Genomic DNA, 18988 nt, shown 5'->3' with positions numbered 1-18988 from the left:
GCCGCCTAGAGGGCGAACAGGGCTTCTAGTTCTTCGTCCTCTTCGGTGAAGAGGCTGTCGACGGCTCCGACGTGCTCGATGGAATCGCTGCGGTTGGTCAGCGAGTCGAGCAGCAAGTCGTCAATCAGTTCTTCGGTCAGCGTCTCTGGGGCGAAGCTGGTGACGTCTGCGTCGACTGCCTGATAGGTCGCCGATTGCAGCGACGTCTTCGGGCTTGTCGACAAATCGGTGGGGATCCAAATCAAGCTGCTCGAATCTTCTGCTTCGAGCCCGAAGCTGGTCGAGATCTTTGACTCGGACACGTTACTGGAGATCGCTGGAGCGATTTCAAAGTACGATGTCGTTGTCGTCGGGGTTGATGCTGTATCCAGCGCCTCCGGCTCCAGCATCGAGTTGGTGCTGCTGCTGGCGACTGCCTGCTCTTGCGTGCCGAGTTTGCGAATGATCTGTGTGAGATCTACCAGACTGATGACCCCATCGTGATCTAGGTCATAAGCCCAGGCGATGTTGGTCGGCACATCCACTCTGTCACCCAGGTAACGAATCACGAGCGACACGTCTTTCAGCGTGACTTTACCGTCGCGGTCCAAGTCGGCAGCTTCTTCCCAAGTCGAATACTGTGAGTTAGAAGACGGAGCGTTGAGCTCGGGGAATTGAATCGTCGTGGGCGAATTCGGCGGCACTTCATCCGCGACCGGCGGATCGAAATTTCCAACAACCGGCAAGCCAATGTTGTTGCCGAAGACGGCATGCTGGTCTGGACCAAACGGATCGATCAGGAACTTCGCCACATTGCGACCCAATGGGTCTTCTGACGGCGGGATCATGCGAGCCGGGTTTTCCCAGATCGGACGAGCGTCGCCGTTGACGTCGCTGTCTGAGACCAGCAGGAACCATTCGGCCTGGCTGCCGGGCGAATTGGCTTGATCAGGAACCCACAGTCCCAGATCTTCGACTCCGTCTGAATTGAAGTCGGCCGAAACTGGACGTTCGCGAATACCTTGAAATCCAAACCAGAAGGTCTGGTCAGCCTTGCCGTCCCAGCCGTTTTGGACTCCGCCGGTCAGATCAAGGAAGAACGTGTCGTCACGCCAGACGCCCAAGTCGTCATTTCCATCGCCATCCCAGTCACCGACGATCGGCTTGCCTACCAATGAGGTGACGATCGGCGTATCAATCTGGTTGTCATGATCCGTATCGATCCAGAAGGTGCCGGTTTCTCCGACGTACACGCCGACTTCATCGCCGTTGGCGGCGTTTCCGTCAAAGTTGCCGGCGATGGGTGTTCCGTTGATCTGCAAATTCTGAATCACAGAAAGGTCGGGCGCCCCGTCATTGTCAAAGTCGAATTGGAAGCGGTACTTGCCATTGACCTGACCATAGACGGCCAGACGATCGAACCCATCTGCAACGGTACCAGCATTCGGCGTGAATTGGCCCGAGAAGACGTCGTCGGTGGTGAAGCCGATCGCAAAGGTCAGATCTTCGTTGGTGTCGTCCGCATTTTGCGTATCCAGATACCAATTGCCGTTGATATCAATCACGGTCGAGCCGTAGCTGGCAACGCCGATTTCGGGATGCGTGTCAATCGTGAAGCGACCCAGGAACATGCCGCCAGCGACGCCGTTGCCGGTCGCAAAAGACGGTGAGTCTTGCGGTTCGGCGGCGTTGCTTTCTCCGTCCAGATTGTTGCCGGCAGGATCGCTAAGCGAATCGGCGATTTTCAGCGTGTAACGATCATCGGGCAACGCTTCGAAGAATTCGAGTGTTACCGTTGAGCGAGCGATTGAGCCCGGCGTCGTATCGTGGGTGATCGTGATCGATTTGATCGGAACAAGTCCGTTCGCATCGCCAATCAACTGGAAGACGCCAGGTTGGAGAGCGGTCGCGTCGGAGATCGCTGGATAGAGGAAGCCGTAGTTATCGACCGCGACCGGCGCTACGACACTGTTGGTGAGCAGGTCGTTGGTGGTCGCATAGACGACCGCATCGGGGTCAATGATTTGCAGCTCGGTCAGATCGGACATGCCGACACCGATTGCAAAGATATTCTTGGCGACTCCCTGTAAGTCGGCCGCGGCGGCAGCGTGTGCCCCCGGCGTGCCAGAGAATCCGTCCGCCAAGAAGAGGACCGTCGAGTTGGCGAATCCCGAGCTCTGCAAGATCGTCGTCGCAGCTTGCAAGCCGGCCGTGTAGTTGGCCGATCCGCCAGCATTGACCGATTCTAAGGCGTTGATCAGATCAAGGACGCCGTCGTTATTGTTGTCGGCGCCGGCTGTGGTGAACTTGGAGTTCAGATCCAGGTCGATCGAGACAGCCGTACCGCTGACCATGACCACCAACGAGACGTTGGCGATATCGCCCAGTCCTGCGTCGATCAGTTGCTGATTGGCTTGGATGATCGCAGCGATCTGGGCGTCTAATACCGTATTAGAAAATCCATCGCCGTTGAGGTCGCCCACCGCAGTGCCGGCGATCGCACCCAGCGTACTCGCCGAGGCGTCTAGCACAAAGGTGATGTCCGGAGCATTGCCGGGAGCAAAGAGGTCGACGCCGGGACGAACCGGAAGATCGCTAAAGTCGATCGTCAGACTCGTGATCGGAGGAGTCGGCCCATCAACCGCAGGCTTCGGTGCAAACAGGTCATAATCGGGATCCCCGGTGACCGTGATGTTATCGATCTGCGGACCTTGCGTATCGAGCATCAATTCGAGCGTCGTGACGACCGAAATGTTACCGGCCAAGTCTTCTGAGGTGACCACAATCTGACGCAATCCGTCGTACGAGAAGTAGTTGGGATTGTTCAGGTCGTACTTGCCGCTCAGGCTCCAATAGCCAACCTCTGGGTTGCCGTCGTTGCCGTCCAGCGGTGATGCCGCGGTGAGACCTTGATAGGTGTAGTTGCTGTTGAGATAAGCAATCACGTCCGCTGCGGACATGCCGTTGAGTGCAGCCAGTGTCGCTGCATCGAGCGGCGAGTCATTGGCGTACAAACGAATCACCGAGTTCGACTCGGCGTCGCCGACAAAGCCGGTGTTGGAATCGCTGGTGATCTTGTCGGCCAGCGTGTTCGGATCGCCGTTGACTCCGGTATCGGTGCTGCTGGGGTCGATCTCCACGGTCGGAGCGTCCGGCGCCAGCGTATCAATCACGACATCCAGCAGATAGTCAGTGCTGATGTTACCGGCGCGATCTTCGACTTCTAGTTTGAAGTCATGGTAGCCATCGGCCAACTGGGCCATGGTCTTGCTGAGATACTCCAACTCGGTGAAACCATTCAGCAATGGATCCATCGAGGTAAACTCGGCCGATGAATCGTAGAGCAGCGTTTCGGTCCCATTTTCGGCACGCAGATAAATGCGGAACTGGTAGTTCTCGTCGAAGATGTGCAACGCCTGATTGGGATCTGTCGTCGTCATGTTGAAGGTCAACGTGTTGTCCATCGTCACGTTGTCTTCGTCATTTCGTCCTGTGTCACTCTCGGCAGCCAGGTCGAGATACGGCGTGTTGGGCACGTAGGTATCAACTTCTAACTGCGTTGCGGCGACCAGCGGGGCGCTGCGGTTGCCGGCCAAGTCTTCAAAGACGGTCGACATCGTGTAGACGCCATCTTCCAGTGCGGTCGACTGGATGACCCAAGTTCCGTCCGAGTTGACCACGGTTTGACCAACCAGTTCGGCTCCGGCGTAGAGGAAGACCTTCGAGTTGACCTCGCCGGTTCCCTGGAAGGTCGGCGTATCAATGTTGGTCACCCAGTCCGAGTCAAGCGAGCCGCTGTCGCTGGAAGCCAGCAAGTCAGGGGCGTCGCCTATCGGCAGGATCGTGTCGACGACAACACCCAGTAGATAGTCAGAGCTGATGTTGCCGGCGCGGTCTTCGACTTCCAGCTTGAAGTTGTAACGGCCATCCGCCAATAGGCCTGTTTCTCGCGTCAGCAGCGAGAGATCGGTCAAGCCATCGGCGATGTTGCCAATTGGGATGGCGCCGTCGGTCGACGAATCGTAAAGCAGGAATTCGGCGCCACCTTCTGGGCGAGCGTAAATCCGGAACTGGAAGTTCGTCGCGTAAATGTGCGCCGCCGAGTTCGGATCGGTCGTTGTCATCGTGAAGGTCAACGTGTTGTCGTTGGTGACGTTATCATCGTTAACCTGTCCCGAATCGCTCGCCGTGATCAGGTCTAGATACGGCGTGTTGGGGGCCAGCGTATCGACTTCGATCTGCAGACCAAGTGAAGGTGCGCTGCGATTGCCGGCCAAATCTTCGTAAGCGGCGCGAATGCTGTAAACGCCATCGGCCAGCGGCGCGACCTGGACCGACCAATTGCCTAGCGAGTCGACAACTCCCTGGCCAATTGGATTGGTGTTGTTGTTGGCGTACAGGAAGACCTTGGTGTTGGCTTCGCCGGTGCCTTGGAAGATCGGCTGTCGGATGTTGGTGACTTCATCATCGGCCAACGTCCCGCTGTCGGAAGTGAAGACCATGGTCGGCATCGATCCGCCCGGCGTCACTGCGTCAACCGTCAAGCGTACCGAAGTCGCCAATCCGGCGTTGCCCTGAGCAACCGGTGTCTGGCCGTCAAAGACAACGGTGCGAGCCGAAATCAAATAATTGCCGTCGATCAGCGTGTCGCCATAGGCGTTGGGATCATAGAGGAAGACGGTCGCTTGATCGGCGGGGCCGACCGGATTGGCGAAGCGACGCAGCACCACGCCGGTATTGAGGTTCGTGATCGAAATCTCGACCGCATAACCGGCGGTCAAGCCGGCAGTTGCTTCGGCGGCCGTCAAAATCTGCAGTTCGCCAAGACCTGGTTCCGCGATGTCGTTGCCGTTTTCATCGACAAATTGCAACAGGTCGTCTTGAATGTAGATCGACGGAGTCGAACTATTGGTGACATTATCCAAAGACGATGAGCCAGAGTCAGTCAACGGCGAGATCAAAATGCCGTGCGGCGCTGGGGCCTGGAAGTTTTCGATCTCCAACGCATATTGATTGACGTCGTCATTGACGCCGGAGACGCGAATGAAGTAACGCTGCTGACTGACAACCGGAATGATCAAGTTCTCGTTGTCATCTTGCGTATCCACCGAAGCGATCAGATCGCCTGATTGATCGTAGATGTCCAACCGCAGGTCCCCTTCAGGAACGTTGGTGAACAACGCATTGACATAAAGCTTGCCGGTGAAGTGCGCGGTGTACCGGAAGAAGTCGACGTCCGAATCGTCGTGGATCGAGAGATTGTTCAGGATCACCGTCTCTGGCGAACCCAAGATCGTCGCCTGAGCAATCGAGTCATTTACCTCGTATTGATCGGGGACGATGATTGTTTCGATGCTGACATAGTTGATATTGGCGTGACTGGTGGAAGTGACCGAGCCGTTGGGGGTTGAACCAACAACGGGATTAACCACTCCATCCAGGAACAACGCTAGGACGTCGCCGGGCGGTACGTCCGGGTCGCCGAAGACCGGGTTGCCGCCATCGATATTGATGATCGTCGTCACATGCGGCGCGATCGTAAAGCGATCGAGTCCATCAAAGGTGCTGACGAACATCTCATCCAGGTTGCTGTACTGGATGATATCCTGATAGGCGCCTCCGCGATTGTGTTGGAAGTTCTCGTATCCGCCGATCGACTTCGAGTTGATGTCGATGATGTCTTCTTCGCCGGTCGTCGTTTCGTAGTTGAACGTACCGACCGAATTAATCTGGCTGTTCGAGCCGTTACCCGCATATTCGACGTCAAGGATCGACAGGGTTGTCGTATTGCTGACATCAAACGCACTGCCAGAACTGTTGTTCAAAACAAGTTCTGCGAGCGTGATGTTACCGCCGTTATCAACCTGAACTCCGTTACCGGCGCTCGCGGTGATCTGCATATTCGTGAGGAGAACATCGCCGGCCGTATCGATCAGGAAACCGTTTCCAGCGGCTGGCGTCACCATCACGGCGGCGGGGCTTGCACCTTGTCCAGCAACCGTCACGCTGCGCGTGATGAAGACGCTTTCGGCGTACGAGCCATCCAGGACAAGGACTTGTCCGTTGGTGTCGACATCATCAACACCTTCTTGGATCGTCGGGAAAGCGTTCACCAGGAAGAAAAAGCCGGGCAATACTTCATCACCGGCTGCCACCCCGGTCGTCCAATCGTCGTCGACATAAACAACTGGGGTCAGGTCGGAGTCGCGGACCAAGGTGACGTCGTTGCCGTCTCCACCGTTGTAGAACAGCAGGTAGTCCTCGCCGTCAATCGTAATCACGTCGCCGTTGTTGATGCCGGCGAAAGTGCCGACGACCGGGTCCGCGGCGCCGTCATTGTCGATCAGGATGAACTCGTAACCGAGCGTCTTGCTGGAGATCGGCGGGGTGACCAGAAGATCGAGCGTCGCGCCTCCGAGATCGACGGTGCCGTTGACCACGTATTGATCGAAGTCGGTCCCCGGCGTATTCACGTCCTCGATCTCGACAGTCAGCTTCGACCCAGGCGTAAGAATCATGTCGCCAGAGACGATGATGCCGGGACTAAAGCCCGCACTAATCGTCGCGTCAACCGCGCTGGCCTTCAGTTCTCCCACCAAAGTGAACTCGCCGCCGACTGTGACCGGTTTGTTGACGTCGAGATCTTCGGTGTAGGGGCCGTAGAGATCAAGGAAGTAGAGGATCGATCCATCCTTCGCCGCATCGACCGCCCCTTGCAGGGTGCCGTCGTTCTGATCCAGCGTGCGGATCACCATGCGATCACCGGCAGGGGTCGTGCCGGGGATGAATTCAAAATAAGCCTTGGCTGCCGCCATGCCGGTTAAAAAGGTGTTGTCGGCGACCAGGTCAAACAACGTTGCTGGTGCGATCGAGAGTTCGCCGGTCGAAGTATTCAACAGCGAGACGACGTTGGTGAACTCACCTTGAGCGCTGGGATCGAAGGTATTGTCCAGGATCACCGCATTCTTGCCGCGAACTTGTAAGGTGGTGGCCGTTCCGAACGTAGTTCCCTGGAACAGATTGTCGGTGATGAATGCTCCATCGGAATCGATGGTCACCAGCGATTGGCCAACTTCCACGCCCATGTTGTCCACGCCGCCGCTCACCCCTTCAATCGTATTGTTGGTGAAGGTGATGCTGGCGGTCATGCCGGTGTTGTCGTTGGTGCTGCCGCCGTTGATGTAGACCAAGCCGCGGGGGACATTGTTGGTCGTAAATTGGGGGCCGACTGACGGTGGGACGAAAAAGGTAGTTCCGCCGATGATATTGTCGTCGATCAACAGATTGCTGACCGCCAAGTTGTACTCAGTCAGAATCGCAGAATCGCCGTTTGCTAGAATTTCATTCCCTTGAATCGTGGTTCCGTCATTATTGCCTTGGATGTAGATCGCGGCGTTCTCAAGCCCTGGGCTGCCGTTGTCAATGCCGACAATCGTGAAGCCCTGGCCGCTTTGGCCCAGCGTTACATCATCCGAGGTGATCCAAACAGTCGCCAATGCCAACGGCATGGCGTTGGAGATCCCTTCGATGGTCGTGTTGTCACGGCCGGTCGCTGAAACCAGCGTCAATTCTTTGTAGAGCAGGATATTTTCGACGTAGGTTCCATCATTGACCGTCACCACGCCGCCGACGGTGACGTCATCTACGCCCTCTTGGATCGTCGGGAAGGCATTGATCAGGTAATAGAAGCCGGGGCTGACTTCCACGCCTGCCGCGGTGCCGGCGAAATCGTCATCCACCAAAACATTGGCGGAAGGGATGGCGTCGCGGACGAGGGTGACGTCATTGCCATCGCCACCGTTGTAGAAGATGCGATAGTCTTCGCCGTTGAACGAGACCAGCGCTCCATTGGCGTAACCGGCGAACGTTCCGGTCACGGGATCTGCCGTTCCATCATTGTCGATGATTACGATCTGATCGAGGTCGGTGATCGTCATCGCTGTGCCAGAAAGGTCCAGCGTCGAACCGCCGAGATCTACTGTCCCGGTAACTTGGTATTGATCGTAGTCAACCCCGGCGACGCCCACATTATTGAATTCAACCGACAGGGTTGATCCTGGAGTTAGCGTAAGGTCGCCCGAGGCAATAATCCCAGGGCTGAACCCCGCCGAAAGAATCGCGCCCGGATCGCTGGCGGTCAGTGTGCCAGTCAGATCGAATTCGCCGGCGACGGTAATCGCTTTGTTGATATCAACAGCCGCATCGGTATAGGAACCGATAAAGTAAATCACGCTGCCAGGGGCGGCGGCGTTGATCGCATCTTGCATCGTGCCGACGTCGATCGTCCCATTCACAAAGTAGGCGTTGGGGCCAAAGTCATTGTTGTTGAAGACGTCTTGGAAGGTGTCTGGATCGGTCGAGAGCGTGCCGGACACGTTGTTGTAGAGGAACAACGCACTGGTCGAATCGCCTTGATTGCTGAGATCAAAGGTGTTGCCGGTGATCGTCGTTGAGTTGCCGCGACCTCGGAAACTGGTCCCATAGCGTGCGGTCGTGCCGGCAAACGTATTGCCGCTGACCGTCACGTTGTTGGCGTCGATCGTTACCAGCGTATTGCCGACGAATGCGCCGATGTCGCCAGCCGTGCCGGTGATTTGATTGTTGCTGAAGATAATGTTGGTGGTATTTCCACCATCATTTCCTCCCCCCATCACGACCAATTGTTGGGCGCCGTTGGGATCAAAAGGGCCACCCATCATGGCCGGATCATCAAAAGTCTGACCCGAGAAGATGTTGCCGTCGATCAGGAAGTCATCAATCGTGGCCGAGTACTCGGTTATCAAGCCGCCGTCGCCGCGCGCACGAATGTCATTGTTCAGGATCTTCGCGCCAGAATGGTCCCCTTGAAAATAGAGAGCCGCTTTTTCCAGACCCGGCGTACCGTCAATCCCGATTACGGTAAAGCCATCAATCGTCAGCGCTGTGGTTGGGCTCTTGATGAACAGCGTTCCCAATTCGCTGCCAGCGTCCAGGCCATCGATCGTTGTGGCGCCGCGTCCGTTGACCGATTCCAGCGTCAGATCCTTGTTGATGGTGACGTTTTCAACATACGTCCCATCATCGACCGTCACCGTGCCGCCTGCGGCAACGTCGTTGACGCCTGCTTGGATGGTCGAGAAGGCATTGACCAGATAGAAGAAGCCAGGGCTGACTTCCTCGCCAGACGCAGCCGTTGCGAAGTCGTCATCCACCAATACGGCAGGCGACGCCAGCGTATCGCGGACCAGGACAACATCGTTGCCGTCGCCACCATTGTAATAGATGCGATAATCTTCGCTGTTCAGGCTCACCAGAGCGCCGTTGGCCAATCCGGCGAACGTGCCGGTGACGGCGTCGGCGGTTCCATCGTTGTCGATAATCGTAATCTGATCACCAAGCATCAGGCCGAGTGCTGCGCCGCTGAGCGAGAGGGTCGAACCGCCGAGATCGACGGTACCGGTGACCTGGTATTGATCGAAGTCGACTCCAGCAACTCCGAGGTTGTTGAATTCGACGGCAAGCAGGCTTGCCGGGGTTAGCGTCAGATCGCCGGAGGCAATAATGCCGGGGCTGAAGCCGGCCGAGAGGATCGCGCCCGCTGCGGTGACGTCGAGCGTTCCATTCAGTTTAAAGTCGCCCCCCAGCGAAATCGCTTTGTCGACGATGACGTTTTCGGTGAATTCGCCGCTAAAGAGCAAGACATCGCCAGCGGTCGACGCATTGATGACATTTTGGATAGAGCTGACTTCGACAATCCCGTCCCCGCTGGCGAAGACCGGCGTCGAAAACGAATTGTTATTGAGGATATCACCGAGCGTTTCGGGATCGGTGGCCAGCTTCCCACCGGCGCCCAACAGATACATCGCGTTGGTCGTATCGCTCTGGTTCGTCAGATCAAAGTAGTTGTCTTCGATCTTGGTGTCGTCGCCGCGAGCACGCAGACTGCTGCCGTAGCGAGTGGTGGTTCCCTCAAAGGTATTGTCGCTGATCGTCGCGCCCTTCGCGTCAATCGTGACCAGCGTGTTCCCTTGCTCCTGCATCAAGTCATTCACACCGCCGGCGGTGCCGGTGATTTGATTGTTGGTGAAGGTGATATTCGAGGTGTTTCCGCCGCCGGTTCCACCTCCGAAGATGACCAACTGACGCGGCACGTTGGGGGTCGTGAACTGTGAGCCGAATCCTTCTCCACCGGGGTTGGGATCCAGAAAGGTTTGACCCGAGAAAATATTGCCGTCGACCAAGAAGTTATCAATCGTGGCCGAATACTCCGTCATCAGGCCAGCGTCGCCGCGCGCGACAATCTCGTTGTTCAGAATCTTCGCGCCCGAGTGGTTGCCCTGAAAATAGACCGCCGCATTTTCTAGGCCAGGGGTCCCATCAATCCCCAGGATGGTAAATCCATCAATCGTCAGCGCCGTGGTGGGGCTCTTAATAAACAGCGTGCCCAGTCCGCCGCCGCCGTTGATCCCATCGATCGTTGTACTGCCGCGTCCGTTGACCGATTGCAGCGTCAGATTCTTATTGATCGTGACGTTTTCGTTATAGGTACCATCGTCGACGGTGACGGTTCCCTCTGCGTCGACCGCATCCACCCCTGCTTGAATGGTGACAAAGGCATCAACGCCGATCGCGGTTGCTCCTACCCCTGCTCCATCGGGATCAATGCCAGGCGCCAAACCAACCCACGCTTCGTTGACAAACACATCGGCAGCCAATAGTTGCCGGGCTTCCAAGTGCTCCGTCTGCAATGCTTGACGTTTGCGTGCTTTGCGCAATTTGTTGCTAGAATTCGTCTTGCGTTGTTTGCCGTTTAGGAAAGAGCCCATGTCGATCGGTCGCCTTATGCTCTGGTGAGATTCATCATTGAGCTTCCCTGAACACCGCTAATATTGTCGAATTTGCCGGTCATTCGGAATGTAATGACAGAATCGACTGGGATGTTTAGGAAAGATATGACTCCGATCATAAGCAGATCGGGGGGAGCATTCAAGTCGATTCCTGGGGGGGCGGCCAAATCGGCGCATAAAAAAACGGAACCTTCTTTGAATGGAAGGTTCCGTTTTCTTAAATTCCGCTATTCGCCGTTTGTGGCGTGATTTACCACAGATATTCAACTTTGGCGGTCAGGCCGTCGAACGTCATCGTGTCATTTAAGCCCGTAAAGTTGGAGCTTTGCACTCCTTGAATCCACGTATCTGTATTTACCGTGTTGAACCAAGCTTGGACCATGTAGCCCGTGGTCAGACGTAGACGGTTATTGCACCCGGTCCAGCCGACGCCCAGTTCAAGGTCGAGAACCGGCACAATACGGCCCGCTTTCCAATCGGTTTGAACTTCTAGAGGATCAGTCGAGTCAAATTGGCTGTAGTTGCCGCTGAATTCGCCTGCCAAAAATGCGGCGTTGCCTTTGCTGTAGATGAGCCAGCCGCTGCAAGCTGCATAGCGTTCGGCGTCAAAACCAAGCGTAAAGCCGACCCCATCAAAGTCAAGTTGTGACTGAACCGTTGTGGTTCCGTTGATAGAGATGTTTGAATTGAAATCTTGCTGCAATTGAGCGTAGCGAACGCCTGCGAGCCAGTTGACGGCGGAGGTTTCGGTTACGGCCCAAATGTGGCGATAGGTGACATCGACTTGATCAAAGTCAATGTCGAGCGATGCGTTGGCCAGCAATCCGGTGGAGCCAGCCGCCACGGAGCCAGGATGAATGACCAGCGACGCAATCGAGAGCGGAGCGTTGGTCGTCAATTGGCTGTCTGTCTCGCTGCGAAATCCGGTGTAAGAAGCACCGATGCTGGAACAACTGTCCCAGGCGCTCCAGAAGCCGATCTTCACGCCAGCGTCGTAGGTAGGATCGGCGACGGCGGTGCGACCGAACGGCGTCGCTCCGTCACGAACTTGAGCATAGGCGACTTCTGCGTCGCGAGCTCGCAAGTATAGAAACTGACCGTAGCCGCCGCTGCGATGGGTCCAGCGTTGATCGCAACAGCAGGCATCATAACCGCTCGCGTTGCAGCTATTGCAATTGCAAGCAGCCGACATCGCTTCGTATGAAACCGGTTGGATCATTGAAGGCTCGGCGCTGGTCGGCAGCGGCGGGCTGTCACTGATGAAGATGGAATTGGAGAAATTTCCCAGCGCATGTGTTGAGTCAACCGAAGGCTGTTGAGCATAAGCAGGCGTAGACGCTAATAGCGCTAGTGCGAGATACGAAAAGTTCCTCAGCATGGGGTTCACCTTCGACTGGTAGCGGTATCGATTTTTATAGACTCAGTACTTATTTCAGGAGATCGGCCTTTACCGCTTACAAGGCCAATTTTTTCGAGCCAATCCACAATAAAGAGGGACTATGGTTTTGCGGGTTAGTAAAGCGAGAGAGCGCTGTGAAAATATCCGGCCGGTTACGGCATATTTTCGGCGAAGAGATCAGCAAGCAACGCAATCGCTGCTAGCAAAAATTACGACTGAAAGGGAGCGTTTCGCAGTGATCCGTCGGGCTATTTGAGATGCGATGCAAGCCAAGCCAGGCGCCAGACAGTTGGAGAGGGAGACAGCAAGCGTCAGCACCACTATCCGCGCTCGGGCCAGAGAGTCTCGTCTTGTGGAATGGTGACGATGGGCCAACCACTGGGAAACAGCCGGATGATACGACCAGGCCGAAACCCTTCGAGCAATAGTTGCGGTTGAAAACTGACTTGCATGCCGCTGCTGCCGGGCAACTGTTCGACTTCTGTGATTGCTAGTAGCGGGCCGCTCTTGCGGTCGTTCACCTGGTCATAGCTTTGTAAGGTGGCTTCGGCGACCACGCCGGTGATGGTCGACTTCAGGTGAAAGTCGGCTAACAGCTGCGGATCGACGCCAGCAAACAGGGTAACGGTAACGATCCGCTGTTGGTTGTCGACTTGATCGATCCAGCCCGGTACTCCACGGTATTTTAGGTGTAACCGATGTTGCTCTAATTGTTGTTGGCGAGCCAACTCACGACTTTCCTCGTCCAGCCAAATGTCGGTGCAGCGACCGGCGCCATACAGGGTCGCCCAGGTTAGATTGAACAATACTCTTTGGCCGGCTTTGATATCTGCGAGGGAGCCAAACTGTTTGCCGAAGAAGACTCGGGTCGCCGGCGTGAGATCAATTTCGAGGGGGGCCTCTGCCTGCTTGTCGGATTCAACGTCGACGCCGCGCAGCACCAATTTCATCGTTGTCAGGTCAACCGATTCGACCTTAAACAATTGTTTCTGCTGGTCGTAGTAGCTGAAATCGTCGAGTAGCCGGTAGGCTTGAGAAAAATCGTGCTCGATGCTTTGGCGGTTGAAGTAGATCTTGGGAATGACTTCGTCTTTGTTTTTGGGATAAAACCAGCCATGCAGATGCGTGCCGATCGGAATATCACGCAAAGCGGTCGGCGCTCCGTGATACATCAGCGATCCATAGGGGAGCATGCGGAAGCTAATCGGCGTATCCCAGTTGTGGCGACGCTGCTTGTCGGTGCGTGAAACTCGTAGCGCACCCGTCCGATGGACATGGTCCTGCTCGATCAGCTCACCGGTAAAATAATGGGCCGAATCTGCCGGCGGAAACGTGTGCGGTTCGATCTGATACCAGGCGAGTTTCTCGTCTTGGTTCGCATCCGTTCGAAATGGCTCTTGAGCCGATAGCATTTCGGCACAGGAAAATCCGAGTAGCGACAACATCAGCCAGAGTAAATTTCGCACGCGAATTATCCTAATATTTCTGAAACTACGCCGTTGCTGTCGCCGAAGGATTCTGCCGGAATGTCCATCTTTTGGATCATTGTCAGCAGCAGATTGCTGAGATGCGCGTCACTATCGATTGGACGCGAACAGACGCCGTAGTGAGTTTTGGCGTCAGCTAAATTATAGGTTCCCAGTGTGGGGAGATTGAAATCGACGTGCTGACCATGCTTCAAGCCAAGTGCCGAACCGCCGGCCAAAACCATCGGCAGGTTGGCGTTTCCATGACTGTGACCGTATGCCATACCGCTGCCAAAGAGGACCATGGTGCGATCCAGCAGGGTTTCGCCATCTTCCTCGTGGTACGATTTTAATTGAGTGAGGAAGTAAGAGAGTTGCTCGGCCAAAAAAGTGTCCGTTAGCGTTAGCCGTCGAAGTTGCTCAGGATCGCCGTTGTGATGCGAAAGCTCATGTCGCGTCTGCATGACGCCGATCTCGGGGATCGCCAGGCCGTTGCTTTCGCTACCGCTCATGCAAGTGATCACGCGAGTCATATCCGTACGCAATGCCAGCACCATCAAATCATAGATGGTGCGGTAGTAGTCGCCGGCGTCGGTCTGCGGAATATCACGAGTCAGCTTGGCCTTGGTTTCCGCCGCTACCGATGGCTTGGGGATATCGAGCCATTCGTAGCTGCGTTGCGTTCGTTTTTCAACATCGCGAACCGCGTGCAGATACTCGTCCAGTTTGTCGCGATCCTCCGAGCCAATCTGTTTGCGGAAGCGGTCGGCGTCTTCCAGCAGCGTGTCCAGGATGCTGCCGCGGCGATTGAGATTGCGTTTGGCTGCTTCGGCGCCACCAGGTTCGACTCCGAACAGGCGATCAAAGATCTGTTTCGGGCGACGTTCAGCAGGCAACGGGATTCCGTCGCGCGACCAGGCGAGCGAGCCACCGGTAATCGCAAGTTCCAACGAAGAAAACCGGGTGTGCGGAGAAGTGGCCTCGGCCATTAACTGATCGGCCGAGATCGAGTTCCGGAAGGCGCCTCCTTCTTGGCTGATCTTGGCCGCAGTCAGCCAGATTTTGTCGCACTCGTGCGCCTGGCCAAGTCCGTGAGGATGATGCAAGCCGCTGATTGGCGTGATCTGTTGGCGATGCGCTTCGAGGGATTGCAGTGGGGCGCTCAGCTGATAGTCGGCGCCTGACTTTTCAATCTGCCAGGTAAGCGTGTTGACGCCGTTAGGAATGTAAACGAAGACCGAGCGTTTGGGTTTGTCGGCCGAAGGTCCTGCTTTTTCCTGGTCGGCTGCCGCAGCCTGTTTGCCTGGCTCCATGCAGTGGAGCAGCGGCAAGGCCAGTGAAGCTCCCAGCCCTCGAAGTGCGTGACGGCGGTTGATTTTCCACCGCTTGAAATTGAAATGGCTCATAAGTCACCGTTTCTGAAATAGGTCGGATAGGACCAGCGCTTCTACCAGATCACGCACGCGGTAATCGGCATCCTTGCTTTGATTTGCGATCGCTTCCAGGTCGGCCCGGTCGTCGACGGTCATCGTGCGACGCAGGGTGTAAGTCGCTATTTTTTCGATAAAGGTCCGGTTGAAAGCCTCCATATCAGCTAGCAGCAACTGCTTGAACTCGTGCGGCGTAGCGAACTTGCGACCATCCGGCAACTCACCGCTGGCGTCGACCGTCGGGTTAGCGCCTTGTCCCTGGGGAACGACTTCTTGATCGCGCCATTTGCCGATCGCGTCAAAGTTGTCAAAAGCGAACCCCAGTGGATCAATCTTGCGATGGCATGCCGCGCAGTTGGGATCGTGCTTGTGTGCTTCTAGCTTCATGCGAATGGTCGCCTTGGGAGAATCAACCGGATTGGGTTCGATTGCTTCCACATTCGCCGGCGGCGGGGGAGGCGTTTTGCCAAAGACCGATTGCATCACCCAGACGCCGCGATGAACCGGGCGATGACGCGTGCCGTCAGATGTAAGGGACAAAACCGCCGCCTGAGTCAATAGTCCGCCGCGTTGATCCCCTTCGGCCAGGGCTACACGCTGGAATTGATCTTGCTCAATTCCGTCAATTCCATAGTGGATCGCCAGTCGCGGATTGACCATGGTCCAGTTTGAATCGATGAATTCGCGGAGAGTCAGATTTTTGTTCAGCACCTCTTGGAAGAAAGTGAACGTCTCGCCGCTCATGCTCCGTTCCAGATGCGGGTCGTAATCGGGATAGAGTTCTTTGTTGGGCGGAAACATCCCCAGCTTTTGCAGCTGAAGCCATTGCCGCGGAAAATCATGACAGAACTTTTCGGCCTGTTTGTCGGCTAACATCCGCTCGACTTGTGCTTTTAATACCTGCCGTTCATGCAACTTGCCCTCGCGCGCCAGCGTGAATAGCTCGTCATCCGGCATCGTGCTCCAAAACAGATAAGAGAGCCGCGTCGCGATTTCAAAGTTGTTCAGATTTACCTCTGGATTCGCAACGTCACCTTCGACCACAAACAAAAAATTCTTCGAGCAGAGAATCGCCAGCATCCCGGTCTTCATCGCTTGACGAAAGTCGGCGCCGGCGGTGATTTCGTTGGCGACAATTTGATAGTACGGGTCGACTTCCGCCGGGTCGGCAGGACGCCGAAACGCCGCTTCGCAAAATCGCGTTAGGCAAGTCCGCGCCTGGTCCATGTCGCCATCGTTTGCCGGCATATACCGGGCTCTCCGCTCCTTCACGTCCTCAGGTTGCAGCGGGCCTTCCCACTCAATCCAGTCGACAATCAAAAACGGATAAAGCGGCGATCCTTCTTCATCGGTTAGTTTGATCTGCCAAGGGATTCGACCCTCTTTTAGGCTGAAAAACGGCGTTTGGCCGCTTCGTCCGGAACGGGGTAAGTTGGACGGGCCTGGGACCGCATTTGTCAGTTGGAAGGTATGTCCTCCGGCGGGTAAATCAACCAAAAACTCGACAATCGTCGGCTTGTCTTCCGGCGCCAAGATGTCCTGCTCAAACAGCAAACGATCGATCTTGTCTGCATAAAAGGTCAGATGCGGAGCCCGGCCGCCCGATGGTTTCAGCCCGCTGGCCTGGATGCGAACTTTGAAAATCCCACCGTTCTTTAACATGGCGCTGTCGGGGCCAGGTCGACCTCCTTGGATCTCGTGCCCTGGCCACATATCGACACGCACTTTGTCGGCCAAACCGTTCGCCTCTAACGCTTTGATTTGTTCGCCGCTGGGACCGCCCCGCAAATCGAGTGCACGCTTTCGCAGAACCTTCGATTCGATCGGTCGCGTGGGGTAAGCTTCTTCCAGGATCTGTTCAGCGGCGCTGTAGTACTTTTCGATATGCGATGCAGAGAGGGACAAGACCGAGCCAATTCGCTCGAAACCATGCCACTGGGCGTCTTCGTTGAGACCGCTCGGATCGGCGACGCCAAACCGAACTCCTAGCAGATCTTCGACTGTATTGGCATATTCTTCCCGCGTTAGGCGATGAAACGAAACCGGTTGTCGTTTCGCGAGCCGAGCCGCTTTGCCTTCTTCGATTCGCGTCGCCAACCATTCGACGATCTCGGCATTTTGCTCGGCCGAAGGGAGTTCCGGCTCGTCCTCTGGCGGCATCTCGCCGTTGTTGATCTTTTCGATTACCTCGCGCCACTTATTGGCCGAGTTCCCTTCGCCGACATCGCTCGCAAGCGTATCAATCCGAAAATTCCCTTCCTGCAACTCCGCGCCATGGCAGCGAATGCAGTGTTGACGAAGGTACGGTTGAATCGCTTTGTCAAAAGCGAGATGGTCCGGTGCTGCGGCCGATAACGGAGGGGCGGATAGGATTGCCCCCAGCATTAGCGCAACAACGAACAGGAGACACCATCGCGGCATGGCAGATTTGTGGGAGGAAAGGCGGGAATGAAATCAGGGAGGCGAGACCTCTGGTTATAGTCCGTTCGAAGGAGTCACGTCAATATTTTTGTAATAATGAACTTCTCTGCGTTTACGACCATTGTTTCCCCAAAGGGACTGTTTTTTCCTGCGTGCTATAATTAGGGGTGGAATGCTGATCGCACAGGAATTACTGAGATGGATGCAGTACTTGGTTGGATTGATTTGCAGCAGACAGCCATGGAAGATCTGCTCATCGATTGGTCATCGATCAATAGCGGGACATTCCATCTTGCTGGGCTAGCGCGGCTGACAGAAAAAGTCGTCGCGCAGTTTGAACCGCTGGCCGACGACATTCATCGCGTTCCTCTGGCTAGACATACCGAAGTGAACTCACAGGGCGAAGCGATCTCGCTGCCGCTAGGGGACACGCTGGTGATGACGCGTCGTAGCGATGCTCCGCTTCAGGCAGTTTTGGCGATCCATCTCGATACGGTCTATCCTACCGATTCGGCGTTTCAAACCGTTCATCGCTCGGCAGCTAAAATCACCGGTCCCGGCGTCGCGGACGCCAAGGGAGGCTTGGTCGTTTTGCTTTATGCGCTGCAAGCATTCGAGCGTTACGTCCTCGCGAGCGGCGATCATTCGCTTGGCTGGCGCGTAATCTTGAACAGTGACGAAGAGATTGGTTCTCCCTCCTCCGCCGAGGTCTTCGCCAAATACGCAGCTGGCGCCAACTTTGGGCTGTTGTACGAACCGAGCTTGCCCAATGGCAATCTCGTTGGTCAGCGCGGGGGTTCGGGTAATTTTTCGATAGTCGCACGGGGAAAGTCCGCACATGCCGGGCGCGAGTTTGCTGTGGGACGCAACGCAATGGTCGCGGCCGCTGCTGTCGCTCAAGCTTTGCATCAACTCAATGGACGCTGGCCCGGCGTGACGTTTAACGTAGCTCGGATTGATGGAGGCTCTCCCTACAACGTCGTACCCGATACGGCGATCGTCCGCTTTAACATTCGCTATCCGCTGCCTGAGTTCGAACCGGAGATTACGGCGGCGTTGTTAGATATTTTGTCTCACTCCGAGACAGGAATCACGCTCACGCTGCATGGTCGATTTTCGGCGCCTCCCAAGTTGCTGGATGCCCAGCATGAAGATTTGCTCGCCCAGATTCGCGCGTGTGGTTTGCCATTGGGGCTTGACTTGCATTGGGAGACCTCCGGCGGAGTTTGCGACGGCAATCGGTTGACGGCGCTCGGCGTTCCCAATGTTGACACGTTGGGCGTGCGCGGCGGAAACATTCATTCGCACGCCGAATTCATGTGGCGCGAAAGCTTGACTGAACGCGCGAAATTATCGGCAAGTTTACTAATTACCAAGAGTCGCGCAGGAAAATAGCGAACTTCGGTAGCAGACGATCTCACTACTTTGCAGAGTTAAGGCCTATAATAGTAAAGTAGTCAACGCACG

The 18988-nt window shown here is 55.8% G+C and carries 6 protein-coding genes; 1 reads left to right on the top strand and 5 read right to left on the bottom strand.

Annotation, left to right across the window (positions count from 1 at the left end):
• Positions 1-5 precede the first annotated feature (5 nt).
• The 5 genes from SH421x_RS18595 to SH421x_RS18575 form a co-directional block, all read right to left on the bottom strand.
• Positions 6-10784, bottom strand: a complete 10779-nt coding sequence (locus SH421x_RS18595; RefSeq protein WP_488851301.1) for an Ig-like domain-containing protein — start codon at positions 10782-10784, stop codon at positions 6-8.
• A 271-nt stretch (positions 10785-11055) separates the two neighbouring features.
• The gene (locus SH421x_RS18590; protein WP_488851299.1) at positions 11056-12183 is read right to left on the bottom strand and encodes an Lpg1974 family pore-forming outer membrane protein; all 1128 of its coding nucleotides are present in this window, start codon (positions 12181-12183) and stop codon (positions 11056-11058) included.
• Between the two features lie 341 nt (positions 12184-12524).
• A complete protein-coding gene (locus SH421x_RS18585; RefSeq protein ID WP_488851297.1) occupies positions 12525-13670 on the bottom strand; it encodes a hypothetical protein in 1146 nt (381 codons plus the stop codon).
• A gap of 5 nt (positions 13671-13675) precedes the next feature.
• The gene (locus SH421x_RS18580; RefSeq protein ID WP_488851295.1) at positions 13676-15076 is read right to left on the bottom strand and encodes a DUF1552 domain-containing protein; all 1401 of its coding nucleotides are present in this window, start codon (positions 15074-15076) and stop codon (positions 13676-13678) included.
• Between the two features lie 3 nt (positions 15077-15079).
• Positions 15080-17521: a DUF1592 domain-containing protein gene (locus SH421x_RS18575; protein ID WP_488851293.1), complete on the bottom strand. Its 2442-nt coding sequence runs from the start codon at positions 17519-17521 to the stop codon at positions 15080-15082.
• 198 nt (positions 17522-17719) lie between these two features.
• Between SH421x_RS18575 and SH421x_RS18570 the strand changes: the two genes are divergently transcribed.
• On the top strand, positions 17720-18916 hold the full coding sequence (locus SH421x_RS18570; protein WP_488851291.1) for a hydrolase: 1197 nt from the start codon (positions 17720-17722) through the stop codon (positions 18914-18916).
• Positions 18917-18988: the final 72 nt, after the last annotated feature.

It is taken from the genome of Blastopirellula sp. SH421, assembly GCF_057808535.1.
The sequence above is the reverse complement of the archived record's forward strand: the minus strand, read 5'-3'. Positions and strand labels throughout refer to the sequence as shown.

Bases quoted from the DNA above. Each gene is read 5' to 3' on its own strand.
- SH421x_RS18595 (WP_488851301.1), bottom strand. From the start codon at position 10,784: ATGGGCTCTTTCCTAAACGGCAAACAACGCAAGACGAATTCTAGCAAC.
- SH421x_RS18590 (WP_488851299.1), bottom strand. From the start codon at position 12,183: ATGCTGAGGAACTTTTCGTATCTCGCACTAGCGCTATTAGCGTCTACG.
- SH421x_RS18580 (WP_488851295.1), bottom strand. From the start codon at position 15,076: ATGAGCCATTTCAATTTCAAGCGGTGGAAAATCAACCGCCGTCACGCA.
- SH421x_RS18575 (WP_488851293.1), bottom strand. From the start codon at position 17,521: ATGCCGCGATGGTGTCTCCTGTTCGTTGTTGCGCTAATGCTGGGGGCA.
- SH421x_RS18570 (WP_488851291.1), top strand. From the start codon at position 17,720: ATGGATGCAGTACTTGGTTGGATTGATTTGCAGCAGACAGCCATGGAA.